This is a genomic window from Streptomyces sp. NPDC014870 (assembly GCF_043081505.1).
GTDB lineage: Bacteria > Actinomycetota > Actinomycetes > Streptomycetales > Streptomycetaceae > Streptomyces.
This window is the reverse complement of the sequence record NZ_JBIBWQ010000011.1, coordinates 14,289-35,510: the sequence shown is the minus strand read 5'-3', so window position 1 is coordinate 35,510 and position 21,222 is coordinate 14,289. Positions and strand designations below refer to the sequence as shown.

General features: G+C 72.4%; 19 protein-coding genes. 7 read left to right on the top strand and 12 right to left on the bottom strand.

All coding sequences use genetic code 11. The annotated features are described in order from the left end of the window. Positions 1-14: 14 nt before the first annotated feature. Positions 15-605, bottom strand: coding sequence for a snapalysin family zinc-dependent metalloprotease (locus tag ACF09C_RS28685; RefSeq protein ID WP_392095624.1), 591 nt, complete (start codon positions 603-605; stop codon positions 15-17). 180 nt (positions 606-785) lie between these two features. Between ACF09C_RS28685 and ACF09C_RS28680 the strand changes: the two genes are divergently transcribed. Further along, the gene (locus ACF09C_RS28680) at positions 786-2,159 is read left to right on the top strand and encodes a pyridoxal phosphate-dependent decarboxylase family protein (protein WP_392095622.1); all 1,374 of its coding nucleotides are present in this window, start codon (positions 786-788) and stop codon (positions 2,157-2,159) included. 40 nt (positions 2,160-2,199) lie between these two features. On the opposite strand, the gene lysA is transcribed toward ACF09C_RS28680, so the two are convergent. Further along, positions 2,200-3,495 carry a diaminopimelate decarboxylase gene (gene lysA / locus ACF09C_RS28675; protein ID WP_392095620.1) on the bottom strand — a complete coding sequence of 432 codons (1,296 nt, stop codon included), beginning with the start codon at positions 3,493-3,495 and terminating at the stop codon, positions 2,200-2,202. Between the two features lie 168 nt (positions 3,496-3,663). Here lysA and ACF09C_RS28670 point away from each other — a divergent pair, with 168 nt between their 5' ends. After that, positions 3,664-5,286, top strand: a complete 1,623-nt coding sequence (locus ACF09C_RS28670; protein WP_392096048.1) for a PucR family transcriptional regulator — start codon at positions 3,664-3,666, stop codon at positions 5,284-5,286. Here the strand turns inward: ACF09C_RS28670 and ACF09C_RS28665 are convergent. From ACF09C_RS28665 to ACF09C_RS28655, 3 genes are all read right to left on the bottom strand, one after another. Further along, the gene (locus ACF09C_RS28665) at positions 5,222-6,763 is read right to left on the bottom strand and encodes an APC family permease (protein WP_392095619.1); all 1,542 of its coding nucleotides are present in this window, start codon (positions 6,761-6,763) and stop codon (positions 5,222-5,224) included. The genes ACF09C_RS28670 and ACF09C_RS28665 overlap by 65 nt on opposite strands. A gap of 191 nt (positions 6,764-6,954) precedes the next feature. Further along, entirely contained in the window at positions 6,955-7,911 is a 957-nt protein-coding gene (locus ACF09C_RS28660; protein ID WP_392095617.1) for an aldo/keto reductase family oxidoreductase, read from the bottom strand. Positions 7,912-7,951: 40 nt separating this feature from the next. Then, positions 7,952-8,353, bottom strand: coding sequence for a hypothetical protein (locus tag ACF09C_RS28655; protein WP_392095615.1), 402 nt, complete (start codon positions 8,351-8,353; stop codon positions 7,952-7,954). 136 nt (positions 8,354-8,489) lie between these two features. Here ACF09C_RS28655 and ACF09C_RS28650 point away from each other — a divergent pair, with 136 nt between their 5' ends. The 3 genes from ACF09C_RS28650 to ACF09C_RS28640 all read left to right on the top strand — a co-directional run bounded on the left by ACF09C_RS28650 (position 8,490) and on the right by ACF09C_RS28640 (position 11,353). Next, positions 8,490-8,906, top strand: coding sequence for a VOC family protein (locus tag ACF09C_RS28650; RefSeq protein WP_392095614.1), 417 nt, complete (start codon positions 8,490-8,492; stop codon positions 8,904-8,906). Positions 8,907-9,001: 95 nt separating this feature from the next. Beyond that, positions 9,002-9,571 (top strand): PadR family transcriptional regulator, encoded by a 570-nt coding sequence (locus ACF09C_RS28645; RefSeq protein ID WP_392095612.1) that lies wholly within the window; start codon positions 9,002-9,004, stop codon positions 9,569-9,571. Positions 9,572-9,613: 42 nt separating this feature from the next. After that, the gene (locus ACF09C_RS28640; RefSeq protein WP_392095611.1) at positions 9,614-11,353 is read left to right on the top strand and encodes an acyl-CoA dehydrogenase family protein; all 1,740 of its coding nucleotides are present in this window, start codon (positions 9,614-9,616) and stop codon (positions 11,351-11,353) included. 90 nt (positions 11,354-11,443) lie between these two features. On the opposite strand, the gene ACF09C_RS28635 is transcribed toward ACF09C_RS28640, so the two are convergent. The 5 genes from ACF09C_RS28635 to ACF09C_RS28615 form a co-directional block, all read right to left on the bottom strand. Continuing rightward, entirely contained in the window at positions 11,444-12,412 is a 969-nt protein-coding gene (locus ACF09C_RS28635; RefSeq protein ID WP_392096046.1) for an MASE1 domain-containing protein, read from the bottom strand. A 98-nt stretch (positions 12,413-12,510) separates the two neighbouring features. Then, complete coding sequence (locus ACF09C_RS28630; protein ID WP_392095609.1) at positions 12,511-13,350, bottom strand: PP2C family protein-serine/threonine phosphatase; 840 nt, start codon at positions 13,348-13,350, stop codon at positions 12,511-12,513. An 82-nt stretch (positions 13,351-13,432) separates the two neighbouring features. Continuing rightward, positions 13,433-14,548 carry a PP2C family protein-serine/threonine phosphatase gene (locus tag ACF09C_RS28625; RefSeq protein ID WP_392095608.1) on the bottom strand — a complete coding sequence of 372 codons (1,116 nt, stop codon included), beginning with the start codon at positions 14,546-14,548 and terminating at the stop codon, positions 13,433-13,435. Between the two features lie 180 nt (positions 14,549-14,728). Continuing rightward, positions 14,729-15,805 (bottom strand): hypothetical protein, encoded by a 1,077-nt coding sequence (locus ACF09C_RS28620; protein WP_392095607.1) that lies wholly within the window; start codon positions 15,803-15,805, stop codon positions 14,729-14,731. Between the two features lie 34 nt (positions 15,806-15,839). Then, positions 15,840-17,111, bottom strand: a complete 1,272-nt coding sequence (locus tag ACF09C_RS28615; RefSeq protein ID WP_392095605.1) for an alpha-L-fucosidase — start codon at positions 17,109-17,111, stop codon at positions 15,840-15,842. 286 nt (positions 17,112-17,397) lie between these two features. On the opposite strand from ACF09C_RS28615, the gene ACF09C_RS28610 reads away from it, so the two are divergent. After that, positions 17,398-17,805, top strand: a complete 408-nt coding sequence (locus ACF09C_RS28610) for an ATP-binding protein (RefSeq protein ID WP_392095604.1) — start codon at positions 17,398-17,400, stop codon at positions 17,803-17,805. Positions 17,806-17,865: 60 nt separating this feature from the next. Here ACF09C_RS28610 and ACF09C_RS28605 read toward each other — a convergent pair whose 3' ends face one another. Continuing rightward, complete coding sequence (locus ACF09C_RS28605) at positions 17,866-18,516, bottom strand: response regulator (protein WP_392095603.1); 651 nt, start codon at positions 18,514-18,516, stop codon at positions 17,866-17,868. Positions 18,517-19,241: 725 nt separating this feature from the next. On the opposite strand from ACF09C_RS28605, the gene ACF09C_RS28600 reads away from it, so the two are divergent. Then, positions 19,242-20,396: an HAD-IC family P-type ATPase gene (locus ACF09C_RS28600; protein ID WP_392095601.1), complete on the top strand. Its 1,155-nt coding sequence runs from the start codon at positions 19,242-19,244 to the stop codon at positions 20,394-20,396. Positions 20,397-20,399: 3 nt separating this feature from the next. Here the strand turns inward: ACF09C_RS28600 and ACF09C_RS28595 are convergent, their stop codons facing one another. Then, positions 20,400-21,143 carry a GntR family transcriptional regulator gene (locus ACF09C_RS28595; RefSeq protein ID WP_392095599.1) on the bottom strand — a complete coding sequence of 248 codons (744 nt, stop codon included), beginning with the start codon at positions 21,141-21,143 and terminating at the stop codon, positions 20,400-20,402. Positions 21,144-21,222 lie beyond the last annotated feature (79 nt).

Sequence of the window (21,222 nt, the reverse complement as noted above, 5' to 3'; positions counted from 1 at the left end):
GCCCGCGTGGTGGATCAGGGGGCGTCGACGAGGACGCGGCCGTCGGTGGGTACGCGTGCGGCGGCGCCGGTGGCGTAGGCGGATTCGACCCGGGCGCGCTCGGTCGCGTTCGGGACCGCGTTCACGCACGCCGTTCCGGCGCTGGAACCCGACATCAGCTGCGAGCACGGGCCCGGCTTGGTGTCGGGGAGGCCCAGGCTGTGGCCGAGTTCGTGCGCGGCGATCCGGGTCTTGTCGTAGCCCTGGGTCACCGCCTGGCTGCCGAGTTCGACACGGACCTGCCGGCCGGGGCGGACCGGGCCGAGGGTGGCCTGGGGCCAGCCGGTGGTGGCCACGATGACGATCTCGGCCCGCGTGCCCGGGGCGGCCTCGACGAGCCGGACGTTGCCGACGCTCGCGTTCCACGAGGCGACTCCGGCCGCGATCGCGGCCTCCCACCCGCCTGCCCGGCTGTCGTCGTAGCGAAGGGTCACCACGGCCGCCGTGCTCGGGGCCGACGGCTCGGGGGCGGACAGGGTGGTGGGCGCGGCGTACGCCGCGGTCGTCGTGGCGAGGACGACCGCCGCGGTCATCGTGCTCGCCTTCAGCCAAGCGCAGAGCGGCATTGCTTCTCCTTCACTCATGGGGGCTCGGCACCTGGCGGCGCCGAGAGTGCGGGAAGAGCTGCACCGGACGGTCGACGCCCCGGGGCCACACGACGTCATGCCCCAGGACCACCATGGTCATGCACCTGACACTCTCTTCCCCGCTTGCCCCGCGTCGGCGACCGTCGCATAGTCCGAGGTATGGACCCGCGCGAGGCGGCGCTCCGACAGGCGTACGACCATGCGGTCCGGTGGCTCGCGAGCCTGCCCGACCGTCCGGTCCCCGCCCGCGCCCCGGTCGAGGCGATCGTGCGCGCGCTCGGCCCGGAACTGCCCGAGGGACCGAGCCCGCCCGCCAATGTCGTCGACCTCCTCGCCACGGCCTGCGAGCCGGGGCTCACCGCGTTCCCGAGCGGCCGCTTCTACGGCTTCGTGGTCGGCGGCACGGAACCGGCCGCGCTGTCCGTGGACTGGCTGGTCAGCGCCTGGGACCAGAACTGCGTGATGCGCACGGTGTCACCGGCGTACGCGGCGGTGGAGGAGATCGCCGGCGCCTGGCTGCTCGATCTGCTGGGCCTGCCGGGCACGAGTGCCGTCGGCTTCACCACGGGCGCCACGATGGCGAACTTCACCTGCCTCGCCGCCGGGCGGGACGCGGTGCTGCGGGACGCGGGCCGGAACGTCGCCCGCGACGGCCTCGCGGGCGGCCCTGCCGTCCGGGTCCTGGCCGGCCGCTCCCGGCACATGGCCGTCGATCTGGCCCTGCGCTATCTCGGGCTCGGCAGACCCGAGTTGGTGGCGGCTGATCCTCAAGGACGTGTCGAGCCCGATGCGTTGCGACGCGCACTGGCCGGCGCCGGGCGGGGACCCTCGCCCGCGATCGTGGTCCTTCAGGCCGGAGACATCCACTCCGGCGCCTTCGATCCCTTCACGGAGTGCGTCGCGCTCGCGCGCGAGGCGGGCGCCTGGGTCCATGTCGACGGCGCGTTCGGGCTGTGGGCGGCCGCCTCACCGCGCCACGCCCATCTGACGGCGGGCTGCCAGGACGCGGACTCCTGGGCGACGGACGCGCACAAGACGCTGAACGTTCCGTACGACTGCGGGCTGGCGATCGTCCGCGATCCGTCGGCCCTGCGGGCGGCGATGGGCGAGCAGGGCGACTACCTCATCCAGCACGAGCACGGCGATCCCATCGACAAGGTTCCCGAGCTGTCCCGGCGCGGCAGGGCTTTCACCGTGTGGGCCGCGCTCAGGTCCCTCGGCCGGTCGGGCGTGGGCGAGCTCGTCGACCGGCTGTGCCGGCACGCCTCCGCGTTCGCCGCCGGCATCGCCGGGATCGACGGCGCGACGGTTCTCAACGACGTCGTGTTCACGCAGGTCTGCGCCGAGTTCGGGAACGACGCGCGGACGGACCGGGTGCTGGCCCGGCTGCTCGACGACGGTACGGCGTGGATCAGCGGCTCCACCTGGCACGGCAGGCGCGTCATGCGCATCTCGGTGAGCAACTGGTCGACCTCGGACGACGACGTGCGGCGCACCCTCGACGCGATCCGTCGCGCCGCCGGCACCGCCTGAGCCCCGCCCGCTCGCCGCCTCCCCTCCGCCGTACGGCGGTTCAGGCCTCGGACACGTCCCGGCGCAGGAGGTCCTCGAAGGTCTCCCGGCGGACGACCTCGCGTGCCCGGCCGTCGCGGCAGAAGACGACCGGTGGACGGCGGGCACCGTTGTAGTTGTTGGAGAGCGAGTAGCAGTAGGCCCCCGTCACCGGGACGGCGACGACGTCACCGGGACGGGGAGCCGGCAGGTCGATGCCGCGAATGAGCGTGTCGCCCGATTCGCAGTGCCGGCCCACGAGGTCGCACGGTTCGCCGCCGCCCACCCGGGAGGCGATGGCGGCCTCGAAACGCTGGCCGTAGAGCATGGGTTCGAGGTTGTCCGCCATGCCTCCGTCGACGGCGACCAGTGTCCGCTCGCCCGGCTTGACCGTGACCACGCGGTACAGGGTCGTCGCGGCCTCGGCGACGAGGGAGCGCCCGGGTTCGACGAGGAGACGGGCGCCGGCCGGGAGGTGCTTGCGGGCGCTGTCGGTCAGGGCGCGGACGTACTCCTCGACGGTCGGCGGGCGGTCGCCGTAGGTGTAGCGGACGCCCAGGCCCCCACCGAGGTCGTACACCGCGTGCTCACCGAGTTCACCGAGCCGGGCCAGGGCTTCGACGGCGCGCTGGAAGGGTTCGGTGCCGAGCAGCTGCGAGCCCACGTGGACGTGGAGTCCGTCCAGCCGGAGCCGGTCACTGGCGCGAAGCCGTTCGGCGGCGCGCACCGCGTCGGGGACGGAGAGGCCGAACTTCGAACCGCGGTGGCCCGTCGCCATCGCCGCGTGCGTGTCCGCGTCGACCTCGGGGATGACCCGCAGGAGGACGCGCTGCCCGCCGTCACCGACGAGGCGTTCCAGGCGGTCGATGTCGTGGAAGTTGTCCACGACGATCGTGCCCGCGCCGGCTTCCACCGCCATCGCCAGTTCCTCCTCGGTCTTGGCGTTGCCGTGGACGACGAGGAGCGCGGGGTCGACGCCGGCGGCGAGCGCGACGACCAGTTCGCCCGCTCCCGCCACGTCCACCCCGAGGCCCTCCTCGACGAGGGTGCGGACGACGGCCGTGCACGGGAAGGACTTCGAGGCGAAGACGGCTTGGCTGTTCGGCCAATGCTCGGCGAGGGCTCGTACGTACTGGCGCGCACGGGCGCGCAGGGCGTTCTCGTCGACCACGACGGCAGGGGTTCCGAACCGGTCCGCCAGCTCGCTCGCGCGGCACCCGCCGATCACGAGTTGCCCGTCTTCATCCAGGTGAGAGCCCTGCGGAAAGAGCGAGACGAGGTCGGCCGCGGGTGCGGGCGAGGGGTGGGGCGCGTTCATCAGCGAGGCTTCCCATCGGCTTCGGCGGTACGGTGCACGGCTATCCTGGCAGCCGCAGAGGCGGCCGGAGATGGCCGATCAGCCCATGAATCGAGGTCCGCGTTGTCCGAGCCGACAAAGGCGGCCGCCTTTGAGGCGGCCGGGGATTCGGCCACCTTGCGAGGGTTGGTGGACGGGTTCGGTCACTCCCCCGCGCGGACCCTGGTGGCGCCCGCCGGGCTCGACGTCCCGGTGCGGGGCACCGTGATCCACGACCCGGAGGAGGATCCGGCTCCCTCGCCGGGCGCCCTGCTCCTGCTGGTCGGGGTCAACGTGCTGGACGTCCGCGCCTCCGGCGTGCTGCGCCGCTCGGCGGACCGGGGCTTCGCCGCGGTCGTGGTGAAGCAGCGCGGCCGGGACGTGTCGGCGCTCGTCGAGGAGGCGCGGTCCTGCGGCATCGCCGTGCTCGCGGTGGCCGACGACACGTCGTGGCGGGACGCGGACGCCGCCCTGAGCGCCCTGCTCGCGGCCTACGGCAGCGGAGTCCCGACCGGTTCGGCCCCGGCCGGCGGCGAGGAGCTCTTCGCCCTGGCCGACGACCTCGCGGCCGTCGTCGGCGGTTCGGTGGCCATCGAGGACCTGGACCAGAACATCGTCGCGTACTCCAAGGTCGCCGGGGCACGTATCGACGCCGTACGCGAACGGGGCATCCTGCAGCGTCGCGTACCGGACGTGCCGGAGCAGCGGCGGCAGTACCGGCAGGTCCTCGCGGCCTCGGGAGCGGTCCGGTTCCCCGCCATGGGCGAGGAACTGCCCCGGGCCGCCGTGGCGATCCGGGCGGGCACCCTGCCGCTGGGCACCCTGTGGGCGATCGAGCCCGAGGAGGGCCTGGCCGCGACGGCCGAGAAGGCTCTGGTGGAGGCGGCCAAGGTCGCCGCACCGCACCTGCTGCGCGCGCTCAACCTCCCGGAGGCGGAGCGGCGCATGCGGCGGGACACCCTGCGGGCCGTCCTGAACAACTCCGGCCCGTCCGCCGAGGAGGCCGCGGAGCTGCTGGGGCTGCGGCCCGGCGGGGAGATCTGTCTGGCCGCCTTCGCGCCGCCCGCCCGGCCGGACGGGGTCCCGGCGGACGGTCCCCGGGGTGCCGCCGAGTCCGCGCTGTTGACGCACGTCGAGCTGGTGCTCGTGCGGCACTGCGCCGCTCATCGCGCGGAGGCGACCGTCGCCGCCACGTCCGGCGCCGTCTACGTCCTGCTGCCGGCCATGGGGCCGGAGGCCGGCAGGCGCTTCGCCGATGCCGCCCTCGCCACCGTCCGGCGGGCGGTCGGGGACGGTGTGTGCGCGGCGGTGACACGGCCGTACCCCGACCTCGGCAATCCGGCCGTGCTGCGCCGCGAGGCGGACGGCGTCCTGCGGGCGGTCGCGCGGAGCGGGCCGGACGGTCCGGCCGCCACGGCCGAGGACGTACGGCACCGGATCCTGCTCGACCGGCTGGGCGACGAACTGGAACGCGATCCCTGGCTGCGGCTCTCGGCCGTGGACGACCTCGTGGCCCACGACGAGACCCAGGGCACGGAGTACGCGAGGACGGCCACGGCCTGGCTCGACGCGGTGGGGGACGTCGCATCCGCCGCGGCGCGGCTGCGGGTGCATCCCAACACCTTGCGCCACCGGCTGCGGCGGATACGAGAGCTGTTCGGCGTCGATCTCGACGACCCCGATGTGCGGCTGATCGCCTGGATCGAACTCAGACGTGCGGCGGAGCGGGCTCGCTCGGTCCGGCCGACGGCCGGGCCTCGTCCCCGGACGTAGCCCCGGCCGTGTCCGCGTCCTGGGGCGCGTCCGGTACGGGCGCGTCCGCTCCGGCACGCAGCCGTGAGTGCCGGCGGCCGAAGCCGAGGTAGAGGGCGGCCGCAAGCAGGAGCCAGCCTCCGAACAGCGTCCAGGTGAGCCCGGGCAGCAGCCACGCCAGGTACAGGCACGACGCCGCGGACAGGAGGGGGACGACGGGGTAGAACGGCACCCGGAAGGGGCGCCTGGCGTCCGGGGCGATCCGGCGGAGGACGACGAGGGCACCGGCGACGGCGATGAACGCGATCAGCGTCCCCAGGCTCGTCAGGTCCGCCAGGTGCTGGAGCGGCACGAACGCGGCGAGCGCCCCGACGCCCGCGCCGACGATCCAGGTGTTGCCGACCGGGGTGTAGCGCTTGCGGTCGACGCGGCGGAACACCTCCGGCACGAGCCCGTCGCGCGCCATCGAGAACAGGATGCGGGTCTGGCCGAAGAGCGTCACGAGCACGACGCTGAAGATGGAGACGACGGCTCCGGCGGAGAGCAGCAGCGCGGGCCAGCCCGCTCCGGTCACGTCGCGCAGGATCTCGGCGAGCACGGCCTGGCCGGCGTCCGCCTGCTTCCCGAACTCGCCCGCCGGCTGGGCGCCGACACCGGCGACGGCCATGTAGAGGATGGTGACGGTGAGCAGGGTGAGGAGAAGCGCCAGCGGGATGGTGCGACGGGGGTTGCGTACCTCCTCGCCCGCGGTGGAGACGGCGTCGAACCCGATGAAGGAGAAGAAGACGCCCGAGGCGGCGACGGCCACGCCGCCCATGCCGTGCGGTGCGAAGTCGGAGAAGTGGTCGCTGTCGAACGCGGTCAGCGCGACCGCGACGAAGAAGACCAGTACACCGATCTTGACGCAGACCATGACCGCGTTCACGGCGGCGGACTCCCGCGTCCCCCGGGCGAGGAGCAGGGAGCACAGCAGGACCACGACGAGCGCCGGGACGTTGACGTAACCACCCGCACCGGGCGGCTGGCTGACGGCATCCGGGAGCGTGAAGCCGAAGAGGGTGCTCGTGACCTCGTTGAGGTACTGGCCCCAGCTGACCGCCACGGTGGAGACGGCGACGCCGTACTCCAGGATCAGGCAGGAGGCGACGAGGTACGCGGCGCCCTCGCCGAGGGAGGCGTAGGCGTACGCGTACGTGCTGCCGGCGACGGGGACGGCACCGGCCAGTTCGACGTAGCAGAGCGCGCCGAGCCCTGCCACCACCGCGGCGAGCGCGAACGACAGGACCACGCCGGGACCGGCCTTGGGCACGGTGGTGCCGAGGACGAAGAAGATGCCCGTGCCCACGACCGAGCTGATCCCGAGCAGCGTGAGCTGCCACAGCCCCATGGTGCGCCGCAGCGGCGGCCCGGAGCGGCCGGACTCCGTCGCGGAGCCGGCCTCCGCGATCATCAGGTCGAGCGGCTTGCGCCGCGTCAACTCCCCTGCCAACGAGCCCATGGCGTCTCCTTCGGATCCCTGTGCACCCGCTCGATCCGCGGGTTGCGAGTGAGCCTGAGGCCATGGCCCACGGGGAACAACGGAGAGCCGGCGCGTTCACCGGTCGCCGGATTGGCCGATTCGACAAAGACAGGTTCGACGGAGACGGCTTCGACGGAGACAGGCCACCGGCCGGGGAGTCCGGACGTGACCTAGGGCAGCGCGGCGCCGCGGGCCGAGATCCACAGGGCGTACCACTCGTCGTGGCTCAGGGCCGGTTCGGCGGTCGCGGCGTCGCGGCAGGCGCGGATGCGCCGCGGGTTCGTCGTGCCGATGACGGGGGCGATACGGGCCGGGTGGCGGCGGAGCCACCAGAGGACGATCGTCTCCGGCGTGGTGCCCTTGGCGGCGGCGAGCCGGCCGACGAGCGCGGCCGTGGCCGTCTCCTGCGGGGTCTGCTGGGCCCCGGCGTAGCGCCCCTGCGCCAGCGCGCCCCAGGCCTGCAGGGTGAGGCCGTGGGACAGGCAGTGCTCGACGGTGCCCGCGGGGAAGCCGTTGGCGGCGGACTCGGGGGTGTTGACGAGGACTCCGTCCTCCAGCCAGGCGCGCCGGTGAAGACTCATCTCCAGCTGGTTGGCGACCAGCGGCAGATCCAGGTGGGCCTGGAGCCTGGCGATCTGCGCTGCGTTCATGTTCGAGACGCCGAACCGCCGGACGAGCCCCTGCCGGTGAAGAGAGGTCAGGGCCTCGCCGATGTCGGCGGGGTCGGCCAGCGGGTCGGGCCGGTGCAGGAGGAGGACGTCGAGGACGTCGGTGCGCAGCCGCTCCAGACTCTCCTCGACCCTGCGGACGACGGAGGCGCCGCGCAGGTCGTACATGCCGGGCCGGTCCCCCTCGGCCAGCCGGATACCGCACTTGGTCTGCAGGGTGATCCGCTCGCGCAGCCCGGCCGAGCGGGCCAGGACCTCGCCGAAGACGGCCTCGGACTTTCCGTGCCGGTAGATGTCCGCGTGGTCGAAGGCGGTGATGCCGCTGTCGAGGGCGGCCTCGACGGCGGCCTCCGCGGCGTCGATGTCGGCGGTGGTGTGGGGGCTCGTGTCCCAGCTTCCGCCCAGGCCCATGCAGCCCAGGAGGAGTCGGTGGTCGGTGGTCTCGTTCGTGTCGGTCACCGGGGCACCTTCGCACAGGTGGGCGTCCGGCCGTGCGGCGTCATGCCGCGCCCGCCCCGGGCTGCTCCGCCGGGCCGCGCCGGCGGGCTCGTGCGAGGCGCACCAGTCGCGTGATGCCGTAGGCGAGGAGCCAGGGCAGCACCGTGATCCCGCCGACGTACACCAGCAGGTAGCCGAGGAGGTCGTCCAGGGCCGGCGGCGGGTCGAGGCCGCCGTCCACCCGCCGCGGCCGCTCCCACTTCTCCAGCGGGAAGGTCATGAGGATCGCCGAGGTCAGCACCGGTGTCAGCGGGACGAGGACCGACCACAGCCGGGGCCACCGACCGGGCGCCGAGGCGCACCGCACGCCCAGCAGGACCATGGCGAACGGCCCGAACGGCACCCACAGCAGCGCCGGGAGCATGAGCAGCGCCCACCAGTCGTCCGAGTACCCGAACAGCATCGGCGTCGCCCCCCTGCTTCGCCACCCCTCACCCAGCAGGGTCAACCTACCGTCGGCAACGCCCCCACGGCATCCGCGTTTCCGGGCGTAGATGTCAATCTACGCAGAGCCGACAGAACGTCACGAAAGGAATCTCATGCCGTCCCGACTCAACCCGTACCTCACGTTCGACGGAGACGCCCGGCAGGCCATGGAGTTCTACAAGGAGGTCTTCGGCGGCACCCTGGCGCTGAACACCTACGGCGAGTTCGGCGAGAAGGAGGCCGGGGACGCCGTCGACAAGATCATGCACAGCCAACTGGAGACCGACAGCGGCTTCACCCTCATGGCCGGCGACGTGGCCCCGGGGATGGAGTTCCGGCCCGGGAACACCATCTCGGTGAGCGTGAGCGGGGAGGACGACGCGGAGCTGCGCGGCTACTGGGCCAAGCTCTCCGGCGACGGCACGGTCTCGGTCCCGCTGGAGATGCAGATGTGGGGCGATGTCTTCGGCATGTGTACGGACCGGTTCGGCGTCACCTGGCTCGTCAACATCAGCGGGCAGCAGTCCTGACCGTGCTCCGGCCGCCCCGGCGAGGGGTGGTGAGTCACGTCTCACCGGGGCGGCCGGGCTTGCCTATGCAACGAGTTGCATAGAAGGATTCGACCGTGGCGATCGAGCACGCGATTCTTGTCTCCCTCCTTGAGAAGCCGGGTTCCGGTTACGAACTGGCCCGGCGCTTCGAGCGGTCCATCGGGTACTTCTGGACCGCCAGCCATCAGCAGATCTACCGCGTCCTCAAGCGGATGGAGAGCGACGGCTGGATCGACGTCAGGGACGTGCCGCAACAGGGCCGCCCGGACAAGAAGGAGTACTCCGTCGCGGGTCCCGGACGCGCCGCCCTGTCCACCTGGCTGCACGAGCCCGTCGAGCCCGAGAGCGTCCGGCACGACCTCGCCGTGAAGATCCGGGGCGCGGCCTTCGACGACCCCACCGCGCTCATCGGCGAGGTCGAGCGGCACCGGCAGGCCCACGCCGAGCGCCTCGCCCACTACCTCGCGGGCGAGGAGAGGGACTTCACCGGCCCCGGCGCCCCGGACACGGCGGACGACCGGCCCGACGCGGGGGCGGAGCTCCAGCACGTCGTGCTGCGCGGTGGCATCGCGTACGAGCGGATGACCCTCGCCTGGCTCGACGACGTCCTCGCCACGCTCCACCGACTCGATTCCGAACGCTGAACCCTCACCCCTCATCCCTCACCGGACCGAAAGACGGAGCACATGGCCGACTCGCTGCTGTTCAACCCGCACACCTACGACCCGGCGCACTTCGACCCCGAGACCCGCCGGCTCCTGCGCGCCACCGTCGACTGGTTCGAGGAGCGTGGCAAGCGCAAGCTGATAGCGGACTACCGGTCGCGTGCCTGGCTGGCCGACTTCCTGGCCTTCTCGGCCAAGGAGGGACTGTTCGCGACGTTCCTGACGCCGTCGGCCGCCGCCGAGGGCGAGGCCGAGGGCGAGGGCGAGGGCGACAAGCGCTGGGACACCGCGCGCATCGCCGCCCTCAACGAGATCCTCGGCTTCTACGGACTCGACTACTGGTACGCCTGGCAGGTCACCATCCTCGGCCTCGGCCCCGTCTGGCAGAGCGAGAACCCGGCCGCCCGCGCCCGCGCGGCCGAACTCCTCTCCCAGGGTGAGGTGTTCGCCTTCGGCCTGTCCGAGAAGACTCACGGCGCCGACATCTACTCCACCGACATGCTGCTCACCCCCGACGGCGACGGCGGCTTCCGCGCCACCGGCTCCAAGTACTACATCGGGAACGGCAACGCGGCCGGGCTCGTCTCCGTCTTCGGCCGCCGCACCGACGTCGAAGGCCCCGACGGCTACGTCTTCTTCGCCGCCGACAGCCGGCACGAGGCGTACCACCTGGTGAAGAACGTCGTCGACTCGTCGAAGTTCGTCAGCGAGTTCCGCCTGGAGGACTACCCCGTGGCGGCGCAGGACGTCCTGCACACCGGGCGGGCCGCCTTCGACGCCGCCCTCAACACGGTCAACGTCGGCAAGTTCAACCTGTGCACCGCCTCGATCGGCATCTGCGAGCACGCGATGTACGAGGCGGTCACCCACGCCCAGAACCGGATCCTCTACGGCCGCCCCGTCACCGCCTTCCCGCACGTGCGGCGCGAGCTGACCGACGCCTACGTCCGGCTCGTCGGCATGAAGCTGTTCAGCGACCGCGCCGTCGACTACTTCCGCACCGCGGGACCCGACGACCGCCGCTACCTCCTCTTCAACCCGATGACGAAGATGAAGGTGACCACGGAGGGCGAGAAGGTCATCGACCTGATGTGGGACGTCATCGCCGCGAAGGGGTTCGAGAAGGACAACTACTTCGCCCAGGCGGCCGTCGAGATCCGGGGCCTGCCGAAGCTGGAGGGCACCGTCCACGTCAACCTGGCGCTGATCCTGAAGTTCATGAGGAACCACCTGCTCGACCCGGTCGCGTACGAGCCCGTGCCGACCCGTCTGGACGCGGCGGACGACGCCTTCCTGTTCCGTCAGGGCCCGGCCCGCGGCCTGGGCTCCGTACGCTTCCACGACTGGCGTACGGCGTACGACGCGTACGCCCACCTGCCCAACGTCGAGCGCTTCCGCGAGCAGGCCGACGCGCTGTGCGCGTTCGTCACCACCGCCGCCCCGGACGAGGAGCAGAGCCGCGACCTCGACCTCCTCCTCGCCGTCGGCCAGCTCTTCGCGCTCGTCGTCCACGGCCAGCTGGTCCTGGAGCAGGCCCGGCTCGCGGAGCTCGACGAGGACGTCCTGGACGAGCTGTTCGCCGTGCTCGTACGGGACTTCTCCGCGCACGCCGTCGAGCTGCACGGCAAGGACTCCGCCACCGACGAGCAGCAGCGGTGGTCGCTGGGCGCCGTCCGGCGGCCGGTCGTCGACGAGGCCCGCTCGGGCCGGGTCTGGCAGCGCGTCGAGGCGCTGTCGGGCGCGTACGAGATGGCTCCGTAGCCCGCTCTCCCACCCGCCAGTCCGCCCTCGGAGGCCGAGGGCGGACAGGCGGTGTCAGGGCGACAGACGGCGTCAGGGTGACAGGCGGTGTCAGGACGACGGGTGATCCGGCCGGGTTCCGGGCGGATCCTCAGGGGGCTCGCGTGTCACGTGGTAGGTCTCGGGCCGGGGCTCCAGCCGGGCCACCATCTCCGCGAGCCGCGTGCACACCTGCTTGATCTCCTCGTGTGTCTCGTCACGTTCCGTGATGACGGCCGCGAGCAGCAGCGCGGTCAGCGCCGTCGTGCCGTTGAAGGCCTGCAGGGTGACCATGTCGGCGAAGACGTCCTCGCCGGTGAACGGGCCGTGCTCGCCGGCCGCGGCCAGCACCGCGAGGATCGTCACGCCGAGCGCGCAGGGCGCCGCGCCCGCCAGGCGGAAGCGGAAGGCAGCCCAGATGAGGAAGGGCGAGACGAGGAAGAGCAGGTTGGAGTCGTCCGTTCGGGTCGCCAGGAGCGTGACGAGGAACGTACCGAGCGCCAGTGCCACCGCCTCGATCCAGCGGCCGGGCCCGGCCCGCGACGGCCAGCGCGCCCGGCGCAGCACGAACAGGAACGGCGTGACGACGAGGATCCCCATCGCGTCGCCGGTCCACCAGACCGACCAGGTGGGCCAGAAGTCGCCGGCGTCCAGGGCTCCGGAGAGGACCAGGACGCCGCTGCCGATGGTCGAACTGATCAACATCCCGGCGAGCGCGCCGAGGAAGACCAGCGCCAGTACGTCCCGCAGGCGGTCCAGCCGGGTCCTGAACCCCACGGCCCGCAGCATCAGAAAGGCGCAGACGGGTGCCAGGGTGTTGCCGACGGTGATGACGAGGACCGCGAGCAGCGAGGGCCCGAGGGACACATTGACCAGGAACGCGCCCAGCGCGATGCCCGGCCAGACGCGGGGCCCCAGCAGGAACAGCGACGCCAGCGCGACACCGGTGGGCGGCCACAGGGGCGTGACCTGGTCGCGTACCAGCTGCTGGAGCAGTCCGATCCGTGCCGAGCCGTAGTACAGGGCGGCGACGGCGAGCATGCGCAGGGCGGCGGACCCGTGACGACTCCACTCCAGACTGCGCACGACAGCAGTCTGCACGCGGATCCCGCGGCCTGCGACCCAGCGCCCGCCGCGGCTCAGGCTTCGGGCCCCGGGCCGTCGTAGCAGACGACGAGGACCGCGGCGTCGTCCCGGTGTCCCGTCAGGTCGGCCACCTTGACGACCGCGGAGGCCAGCACGTCGGGGTCGGCGTCGAAGCCCGCGCGCACCAGGGTGGCCACCTCGTCGAGCCCTGACTCCATCGGATAGTGCGGGCCCTCCACCACGCCGTCGGTGAGGAGCACGAGCGCCCCGGCCTCGGTCAGACGCCGGTGGGTCACCGGGTACTGCTCGCCCGACACGATGCCGAGCGGCGGCCCGCCGTTGTCGAGCGCGATACCGTACCGGCCTCCTGCCGTGGCCCAGACCATGGGGACGTGGCCTGCCCGGGAGACCGTGAGATCGCGGGTGGCCGGGTCGAAGCGGAGGAAGCAGCAGGTCGCGAAGCGGCCGACGCCCATGGCGATCAGCAGGTCGTTGGCGCGGCCCAGGACCTCCCGGGTGTCGCTCGTCGTCTGCGCGAGGGCACGGAGGCTGGTGCGCACCTGCCCCATGAAGGCGATCGCCTCCACGTCATGGCCCTGGACGTCGCCGATGGTGAGCCCGAGCGACCCGTCGTGCATGACGAACGCGTCGTACCAGTCGCCGCCCACGTCCAGGCCGTCGCGTGAGGGCGCGTACCGGGCGGCGAGGTGGAGCCCGGGCAGCTCCGGCAGCCCGGGCGGCAGCATGTGGCGCTGCAGAGCCAGGGCCAGCTCGACCCGTGCCCGCTGGAACTCGATCCGTTCCACGGCCTGGTCGACGAGCTGCCCGAGAGCGACCAGAAGTTCCTGCACGCTGTCGGGCGGCTCGGGGCGGTGTCCGCGGTGTCCGCGCATGACGGCTCCCGGCTTCCCACGGGCCTTCTCACCTCACCCTAGCCGCCGGTGCCGCAGGGCTCCACAGGGATGACGGCGGGGTTCAGTCCGCCGACCGGGGGACGAAGGTCATGGCGAGCACCGCCTGATCGTCCCCCTCTGCCGTCGGCGACCACGTCTTCACGTCCTCCTCCAGGAAGGACACGACCGTGTCCGGATCCACCGCGGAGCCGTCGCGAAAGCGTTCGTCCAGACGCTCCAGGACCGGGTAGAAGACGCCTTCCGCACTGCGTGCCTCGCTGATGCCGTCCGTGTAGACGACGAGCGCCTCGCCCGGGCTCAGCCTGTGCTCGGTGGTCGGGGACGGTTCGGGGCGGAGTTCCCGCAGGCCGAGCGGGAGGTCGGGGACGGTGTCCAGGGGGCGGGCGCCCCGGGGGCCGACGGCGATCGGCGGCGGATGGCCGCAGTCCACGATGCGTACGGTGCCCTCGGCGAGTTCCATGACGAGGGCGGTCACGAACAGTTCGGGATCGCCGTCCGCCCCGCGCGGGACGTTGCGGTCGATGCTGAGCTCCAGGCGGTCCGCCAGGACGGGGAGGTCCCGCCATTCGTGGGCGGAGACCCGGAAGCTGCCCAGGACCGCTGCGACCGCCTGCACGGCGTCAAGACCCTTGCCCCGTACGTCGCCGATGACCGCGCGTACGCCGAAGGGGGTCTCGCACAGGCTGTAGAGGTCACCGCCGACCAGGGTGCCGCCCTCGCCGGCCGTGTAGAAGCCGGCGGCGCGTACATCACCGACCCGCCGGGGCACGGGTCGCAGCAGGGTCCGCTGCATGGCCTCGGCGACCGAGTTCGCGCGGATCAGATGGTGCTGCGCGCGCTCCCGCTGCTGGGCGAGGAGGACGCTGACCGCTCCGATGACGAGCGTCGCGACGTACAGCGCCACATGGTGCTGCTCGTCGAAGTGTCCGGGCCGCCGTCCGGCCAGCAGCATCTGGAGACCGAGGCACACCACGGCCGACAGGGCCGTGCCCTTGGGCCCACGCGTCGCCGCGACCAGCGGAGGGACGCCGGTGAGCACGAAGCTGACCGGTTCCCGGCCCCCGAGGACCACGTCGGCGACGAGGGCGAGGCCCACTCCCAGGAGCGGCAGCCACCAGAGCCAACCCCGCCGCCACGCGCGGGTCCGACGGTCCGACGGGGAGGTCTCACTACGCACGTGCGCACTCTAGGGGGTGTCCCGCCGATCGGGCCGGATTGCCGGAGCGGCGGGCGGTGGACGCCAGAGGGGCCGCACGCCTGGGGCGCTGGACGCCTGGGGCGCCGTAGGCCTGAGGGGCCGGACGCCCGAGGGGGCGCACCCGCTACGGCGCGCCCCCTCAGGGTGTTGAGCGGTGGGTCAGCCGGTCGGCAGGCCGAGGCCGTAGTACGTGACGTGGTAGCCGTCCACGTAGGACGCCTCCCCGCCGACGATCAGGTCGGTGGGTTCGCTCGCGCCCGCAGCCCTGGCCGTCGCCACGAGCATCTCGGCGAGCGCGTGGCCCTTCGGCTCGCCCGGGCCGCCGCCGTCCACGCGCCACACCGGGTCGTCGTCGGAGAAGACCGACGCGGTGTGCGGGTGGTCGGCGACCGTGCCCCAGCCGAGTGCGGCGAGATCCACGGAGTCCGGGGCGAAACAGCCGATGGAGAGCCGCTCTCCGCACGCCACGTCGAAGAGCAGGGGCGCGCTCTGCCCGTTGCGCCCGTAGATCGGCATCCCGATCCGGATGTCCAGGGCGGCGGTCTCGGCGGGCAGCGCTCCCAGGAAGTCTGCGAGCGACCGGGTGACGGTCTCCCAGCTGCGGGCCTTCCAGCCGCCGGGGAAGCCGAGGCCGACGTTGGCCGTGTCGCGGTTGCTGCCGAAGAAGCCGCTGATGGAGTGTTCCTCGCCGACGCCCTGACGCCAGAACCAGTTCTCCGCGGGGTCGGTCGGCTGCAGGACCAGCTCGGGACCGGTCTTCCCGGCGCGCAGTTCGAGCGTGTCCGCCTGGCCGCGCCAGCGCAGGAAGGGTGCGCCCCAGAGCGGCTGGCTGTCGTAGAAGGGGCCCATGTCGCCGTGCGAGCCCATCACCGACGGCACGCCGAGCGCCTTGGTCAGCTCCTCCTTGGCGGCCCGGAAGGCGCCCGCCTGCGCCGGCGCGTCCGGGGCGGGAACCGCGACCGGGACCACGATCTCGACGTACGACTCGCCGCCGACGTACCGCTTCTCGTACTCGCCGACCGGGCGCAGCCGGGCATCGCCCGCGGCGCGGCCCGTGGCCAGCACCGGTGCGTCCGCCGTGCCGCCCCAGGCCCAGCCGAGTTCGGCGGCCAACGCCCGCATGCCCTCCGGCGTCCAGTCGTCGGTGTCGGCCGCGACGAGCCTGCGCGCGAGGTCCCCGAGCGGCTCCTCGACCGTGGTGGATTCCCCTGCTGTGCTTCCCCGTTGTTCGTTCATGCGGCCATCGTGCCGCATTCCTGATGACGCAGCGTCACCGGGGTTGGGGTGCGTCGAACTTGTCCGTCATGGACGCCGGCTGCGGCTGGAGGGCGGGGAAGGAGGTGTGGCCGGTGCGGTACGCGGTGACCGAGGCGAGAGTGGAGCCGCCGCGGAGGCGGACGAGGAGTTCACGGGCCGTCGTGGCGCGCGTCGCGTGGACGCGCCGTACGCCGACGGTGCCGCCCGACGCGACGGGACGGCCGTCGGCGAGGACCTCGTGCCCGGTGATGTGCTGACCCGAGGTCAGTTCCTCGCGCAGCTCGAGGTGATCGAAGCTGACCGGGCCGGGGAATCGGACGAGGGTCTCGCCCTCGCCCGCGGGGCTGAGGTCGCCCGCCAGGGGTGCGGCGAAGCGGCGCCGCAGCTCGGCGGTGAAGTCGAGCAGGCGGGTCCGGTCGGTCGCGTCGATGAGGCCGCGGCGGTCCGGGGGGACGTTGAGGAGGAGACCGGCGCCGAGCCCCACGGAGCGGTACCAGAGAGCGAGGAGGTGCTCCTGGCTCTTGAGGGTGTGCAGGTCGTCGGGGTGCCAGAACCAGTTGCGCCGGATGGGTACGTCGCACTCCGGCGGCAGGTAGCGCACCTGGTCGAGGCCGTGGGCGCCGTCGTCGTAGACGCTGATGCCCGTGGAGTCCGTGGCGTACCAGCAGGGGTCTTCCGCGAGTCCGTCCTCGTTGCCCGCCCAACGCAGGGTGGGCCGGCCCATGTTGAAGACCATGGCGTCGGGCTGGTGGGCGTCGACCACGGCCATGACGGCGTCCCAGTCGTAGCGGCGGTTCTCCGATCCCGCCCCGTCGAACCACAGTTCGGTGAGCGGCCCGTAGCGGGTGCAGAGTTCGGTCAACTGCCGGACGTAGAAGGCGTCGTACGCGGCCGGGTCGTCGTAGCAGCTCGCGTTGCGGTCCCACGGCGAGAGGTAGAGCCCCAGCCCGATGCCGACCTCGCGGCAGGCTTCCGCCAGCTCGGCGACGACGTCGCCGCGGCCTTCGCGCCACGGGGACGAGGCCACGGAGTACGCGGTCGTGCCGGTCGGCCAGAGGCAGAATCCGTCGTGGTGCTTGGCGGTCAGGATCACATGGCCCGCTCCCGCCTCGGCCGCGGTCCGCGCCCACTGGCGCGCGTCCAGCTCCGTGGGGTCGAACGTCGCCGGGTCGAGAGTCCCGTCGCTCCACTCCTTGCCGTGGAACGTGTTGACGCCGAAATGCAGGAAGAGACCGAAACCGCTTTCCTGCCAGGCGAGCTGTGCGGCGGTGGGCACGACGGTCATGGCACGATCCTCGGGCGTGGTGGTGAGCGAGCAGTTCTGCCACGGGCGGGGCCTCGGGACGCCGGTACTCTACGCCCGCCACGACGCACCACGCCAGAGTACTCGGCAAGCGCTTTCCAGCTACTCTTCGCGGCCTTTCGCCTCCCCGCACGATGACGATCGTCACCCCCCTCGGTGACGCGCGTACCGCGAGGCGAGGGAGAAAGTGAGCGGATCGGCGGCCTCCGCGCGGTCACGCTGGAAGAGGAAGCCAGGGGGGCCGACCACTTCGATGTGGAGAGCCATCATGAACGAGCTGTGCGGTACGGCCGTCCTGTCCCGTCACCCGCGCGCGGCCGCCGAGGCCCGTGGCGTGCTGAAGGCCGTCACGCCCGGCGACCACAGCGGCGGCGACGCGGCCGAGCTGCTGCTCTCCGAAGTCGTGGGCAATGCCGTCCGTTACGCCAAGGGCGACGAGATCGAGGTCGCGGTCGGGTTCGACGAGGGGACCGGGGTCATCACCGGCGCGGTCTTCGACGCGGAGCCCGGCCTGGGCTCCGGCGTCCGGTCCTGCCAGGTCGACGAGGCAGAGGAGGCGGGTCTGGAGACCGGGCGCGGTCTCGACCTCCTCGACATGCTGGCCGAGACGTGGGGCGTGGCGACGGTCGGTTCGCGGGGCAAGTGGGTCTGGTTCCAGGTCCCGGCCGCCGCGTGATCCCCGCCGCTTCGGCGGCGCCGACGCCCCGAGGGTGCCGGCCGACCGAGCGACCCCGGCTCAGTCCTCCAGGCCCGCCCGGTACGCCAGGCGGGCCGCCTGTACGCGGTTGTCCGCGCCGATCTTGGCCAGCAGTCGGCTGACCTGGTTCTTCACCGTGCCCTCGCTGGCGTGGATCTCCTCGCCGATCCCGGCGTTCGAAAGGCCCCTGCCGATCAGGCCCAGCAGTCGGCGTTCCTTGTCGTTCAGGCTGTCCAGCCGGCCCTGCTCCTCGGCCGTGAGCCGGGTGCTCCGCTGGGCCACCTGCTCCATCACCCGCCCCGCCACGGCCGGGTCGAGGACCCCGTGGCCGGTCGCGACGTAGCGCACGGCGCGCAGCAGCTCCTCGGGCGGGCTGTTCTTCAGCAGGAAGCCGCCCGCCCCGGCCGCGATCGCCTCCTCGACGTACTCGTCGGCCGAGAACGTCGTGAGGATCAGGACGCGGGGCGCGGCGGGCAACGCACGCAGCTCGCGGGTCGCGGCCAGGCCGTCCATGCCCGGCATACGGATGTCGACGAGGGCGACGTCGGGGCTCATCCGGCGGGCGAGGTCGACGGCGCTGTGTCCGTCCCACGCCTGACCGACGACATGGATGTCGTCGGCCGACGCGAGGATGTCGCTCAGTCCCCGGCGCACGATCTCGCTGTCGTCCGCGACCAGCACACTGATCATCGCGGGCTCTGATCCCTCACCAGTCACCTTCCCATTAAATGGGGCGAGGGCCTTCCGCGCGCGTGAACCCCTTGCGGTCGTCATCGGTCGACAAGGAACCGGCAAAGGGAGAGCGCCGCGGCCGCGGACCGCGACGGTCGAGGAATCGCAGGTCAGAGAGGTGGGAGGCGGATCGCGGCCGATGCGCCTTCGCGACTTTCGTCATCGGGAGTGCCACGCGGTCCGGGCTAGGGTCGACCTGTCGCCGCGAGCGTGAGCTGCCGCGGCGGCAGTCCTGTCGGTACGAAGCGAGGAGGTGTTCGGGATGAGTCCCGAAGGAAGTCCTTGCCGTACCGCGTCGGCCGTCTGAACCGACTCGCTGATCCGGCCGCCTTCCCGTCGCCGCCCGTCACCGTATGGCCGACCGGCTTCGCGGCACTCGCGGCCCCTCCGGTCCAGGCCGTCCCGACACCGGGTCCCTTCAGCGGGTCCTCACGCCAGGTCCTGACACCAGGTCCTGACCAGGTCCCGACACGGCCCGCGTTCCGGCGGACGTCGACGCATGCGCGCCTTCCCGCCGGTCGACCGGCGAAGGCCACGTCTCCTGCGCGCCCTCGACACAGGGCGCTCCCCCTTCACCTGTTCCTGTGAGGGCCCGGGCCGGCTGTGCCGCCCGCGTGCCCCACGACCACTCCCTGAGCCACGCCCGGCCCTGCCGCGCGCGGATCTCGGGAGGGAGGCTCACCATGACCCTGCTCACCACCAGGACGCTGCGCCGAGAGCGCGGCTTCGCCGAACTCCAGGCCCGTACGAACGCCGCCGCCGACCGGCTCCACGAGGTCCGGGACCAGACCTCCGCCGACGTGCTGGCCGACCTCGCCGCCGGGCGTGAAGGCCTCGACCACCGCGAGGCGGCCCACCGCCTGCAGGTCCACGGCCGCAACGTCGTGGCCGAGGAGCACGCGCCCGGCTGGGCCGTGCAGTTGGTCAAGGCCTACTGCAACCCGTTCATCGCGGTCCTCGTCCTCCTGGCCGCCGTCATGTACTGGCAGGACCCCGCCGACCCCGGTGTCGTCATCCTGTCGACGATGGTCGCGATCAGCGGACTGCTCCGCTTCTGGCAGGAGTACCGTTCCGGCCGGGCCGCGGACGCGCTGAAGGCGCTCGTCGCCACGACCACCGCCGTCCAGCGCAGGGCCGGGCGCGGGGCGGAGCCCACCGCCGTCGAGATCCCGATCGACGAGGTCGTCCCCGGTGACGTGGTGCGGCTGGCCGCCGGTGACCTCGTCCCCGCCGACCTGCGGTTGCTGACGGCCAAGGACCTGATGGTCTCTCAGGCCTCGCTCTCCGGCGAGTCGCTGCCCGTCGCCAAGGCTGACACGGCGGGCACGGCGGGCACCACGGGCACCGCCACGGCCCTGAGCCGGACAGGTCGTACCGGCTTCGACCCCGCCGAGGCCGACACCCTCTGCCTGATGGGGACCTCCGTCACCTCCGGCACCGCGACCGGCGTCGTCGTGGCCACCGGCTCCGACACGTACTTCGGCTCCATGGCCGGTTCCCTCGTGGGCGCGCGCCCGCAGACCACCTTCGACATCGGCGTCCGCAAGGTCAGCTTCCTGCTGATCCGCTTCATGCTGGTCATGGTCCCGGTGGTCTTCGCGATCAACGGGGTCACCAAGGGCGACTGGCACGAGGCCTTCCTGTTCGCGGTCGCCGTCGCCGTCGGGCTGACCCCGGAGATGCTGCCGATGGTCGTCTCCGCCAACCTGGCGCGCGGCGCGGTGGCGATGGCGAAGAAGAAGGTCGTCGTCAAGCAGCTCAACGCGATCCAGAACCTGGGCGCGATGGACGTGCTGTGCACCGACAAGACCGGCACCCTCACCGGCGACTGGCTATGAGCGTCAGGGGAGGGCCGGCAGCACGAACTCGTAGCCGACCTCCCCGCGCCGCGGGTCGATGCTGAGGTCCGTGACCTCCAGGAGCCGGTCGTGCTGATCGTGCACCAGCTTCCGTATGGAGAGCCAGAGTCCACCGCGCTGGCCGGGGTTCACACGCACCCGGTCCCGTCGCACGGGCCGCAGCCCTGCCTCCGCCATCCACACGTAGAGATGGCGCAGATCGGGTTGCGGCCCGTACGGATGACGGCGGACGCGGCGGACCCCGCGACTCAGCTTGGGCACGTGCGACAGGGCGGTGTGCGAGAAGTACGAGACGGCCCGCTGCACGGTCTCCCCCGAGCCGAGGACGAGCCGGTGCCGGTGGACGAGCGTGGGCCTGTCGGGGTCGAGCCCCAGCAGCGCCTCGATGGGCGGCGGTACGGGTTCGTACGAGAGCGTGGCGGCGGCGCGGACGGTCAGGCCGCCGAAGTCGGCTCCGCCGGGATAGAGGGGCTGTGCGCCCAGGCCCGCGGCGGACCGCTCCGGGGTGGACGTCCCGGTGTAGGCGTAGGTGCCGCTTCTGTCGGTGCGGATCAGCCCGGCCGCGCGGAGGTGCTCCAGGGCGCGTCGCACCGTCTGCCTGTTCACCTCCAGGGAGGAGGCGAGGGCGCGTTCGCTCGGGATTCTGCGCACGCCGGACTCGCCGCCGGCCCGGCCGCGGGCGTCCCGCATGATCTGCTCGGCCGTGCGGATGTACAGCGAGGTCATGACGCATGACCATATTGATCGCTCTTTCGATCGTCAAGATCGCTTGAGCGATAGTATGAAAACACGCAGTTTGATCGGA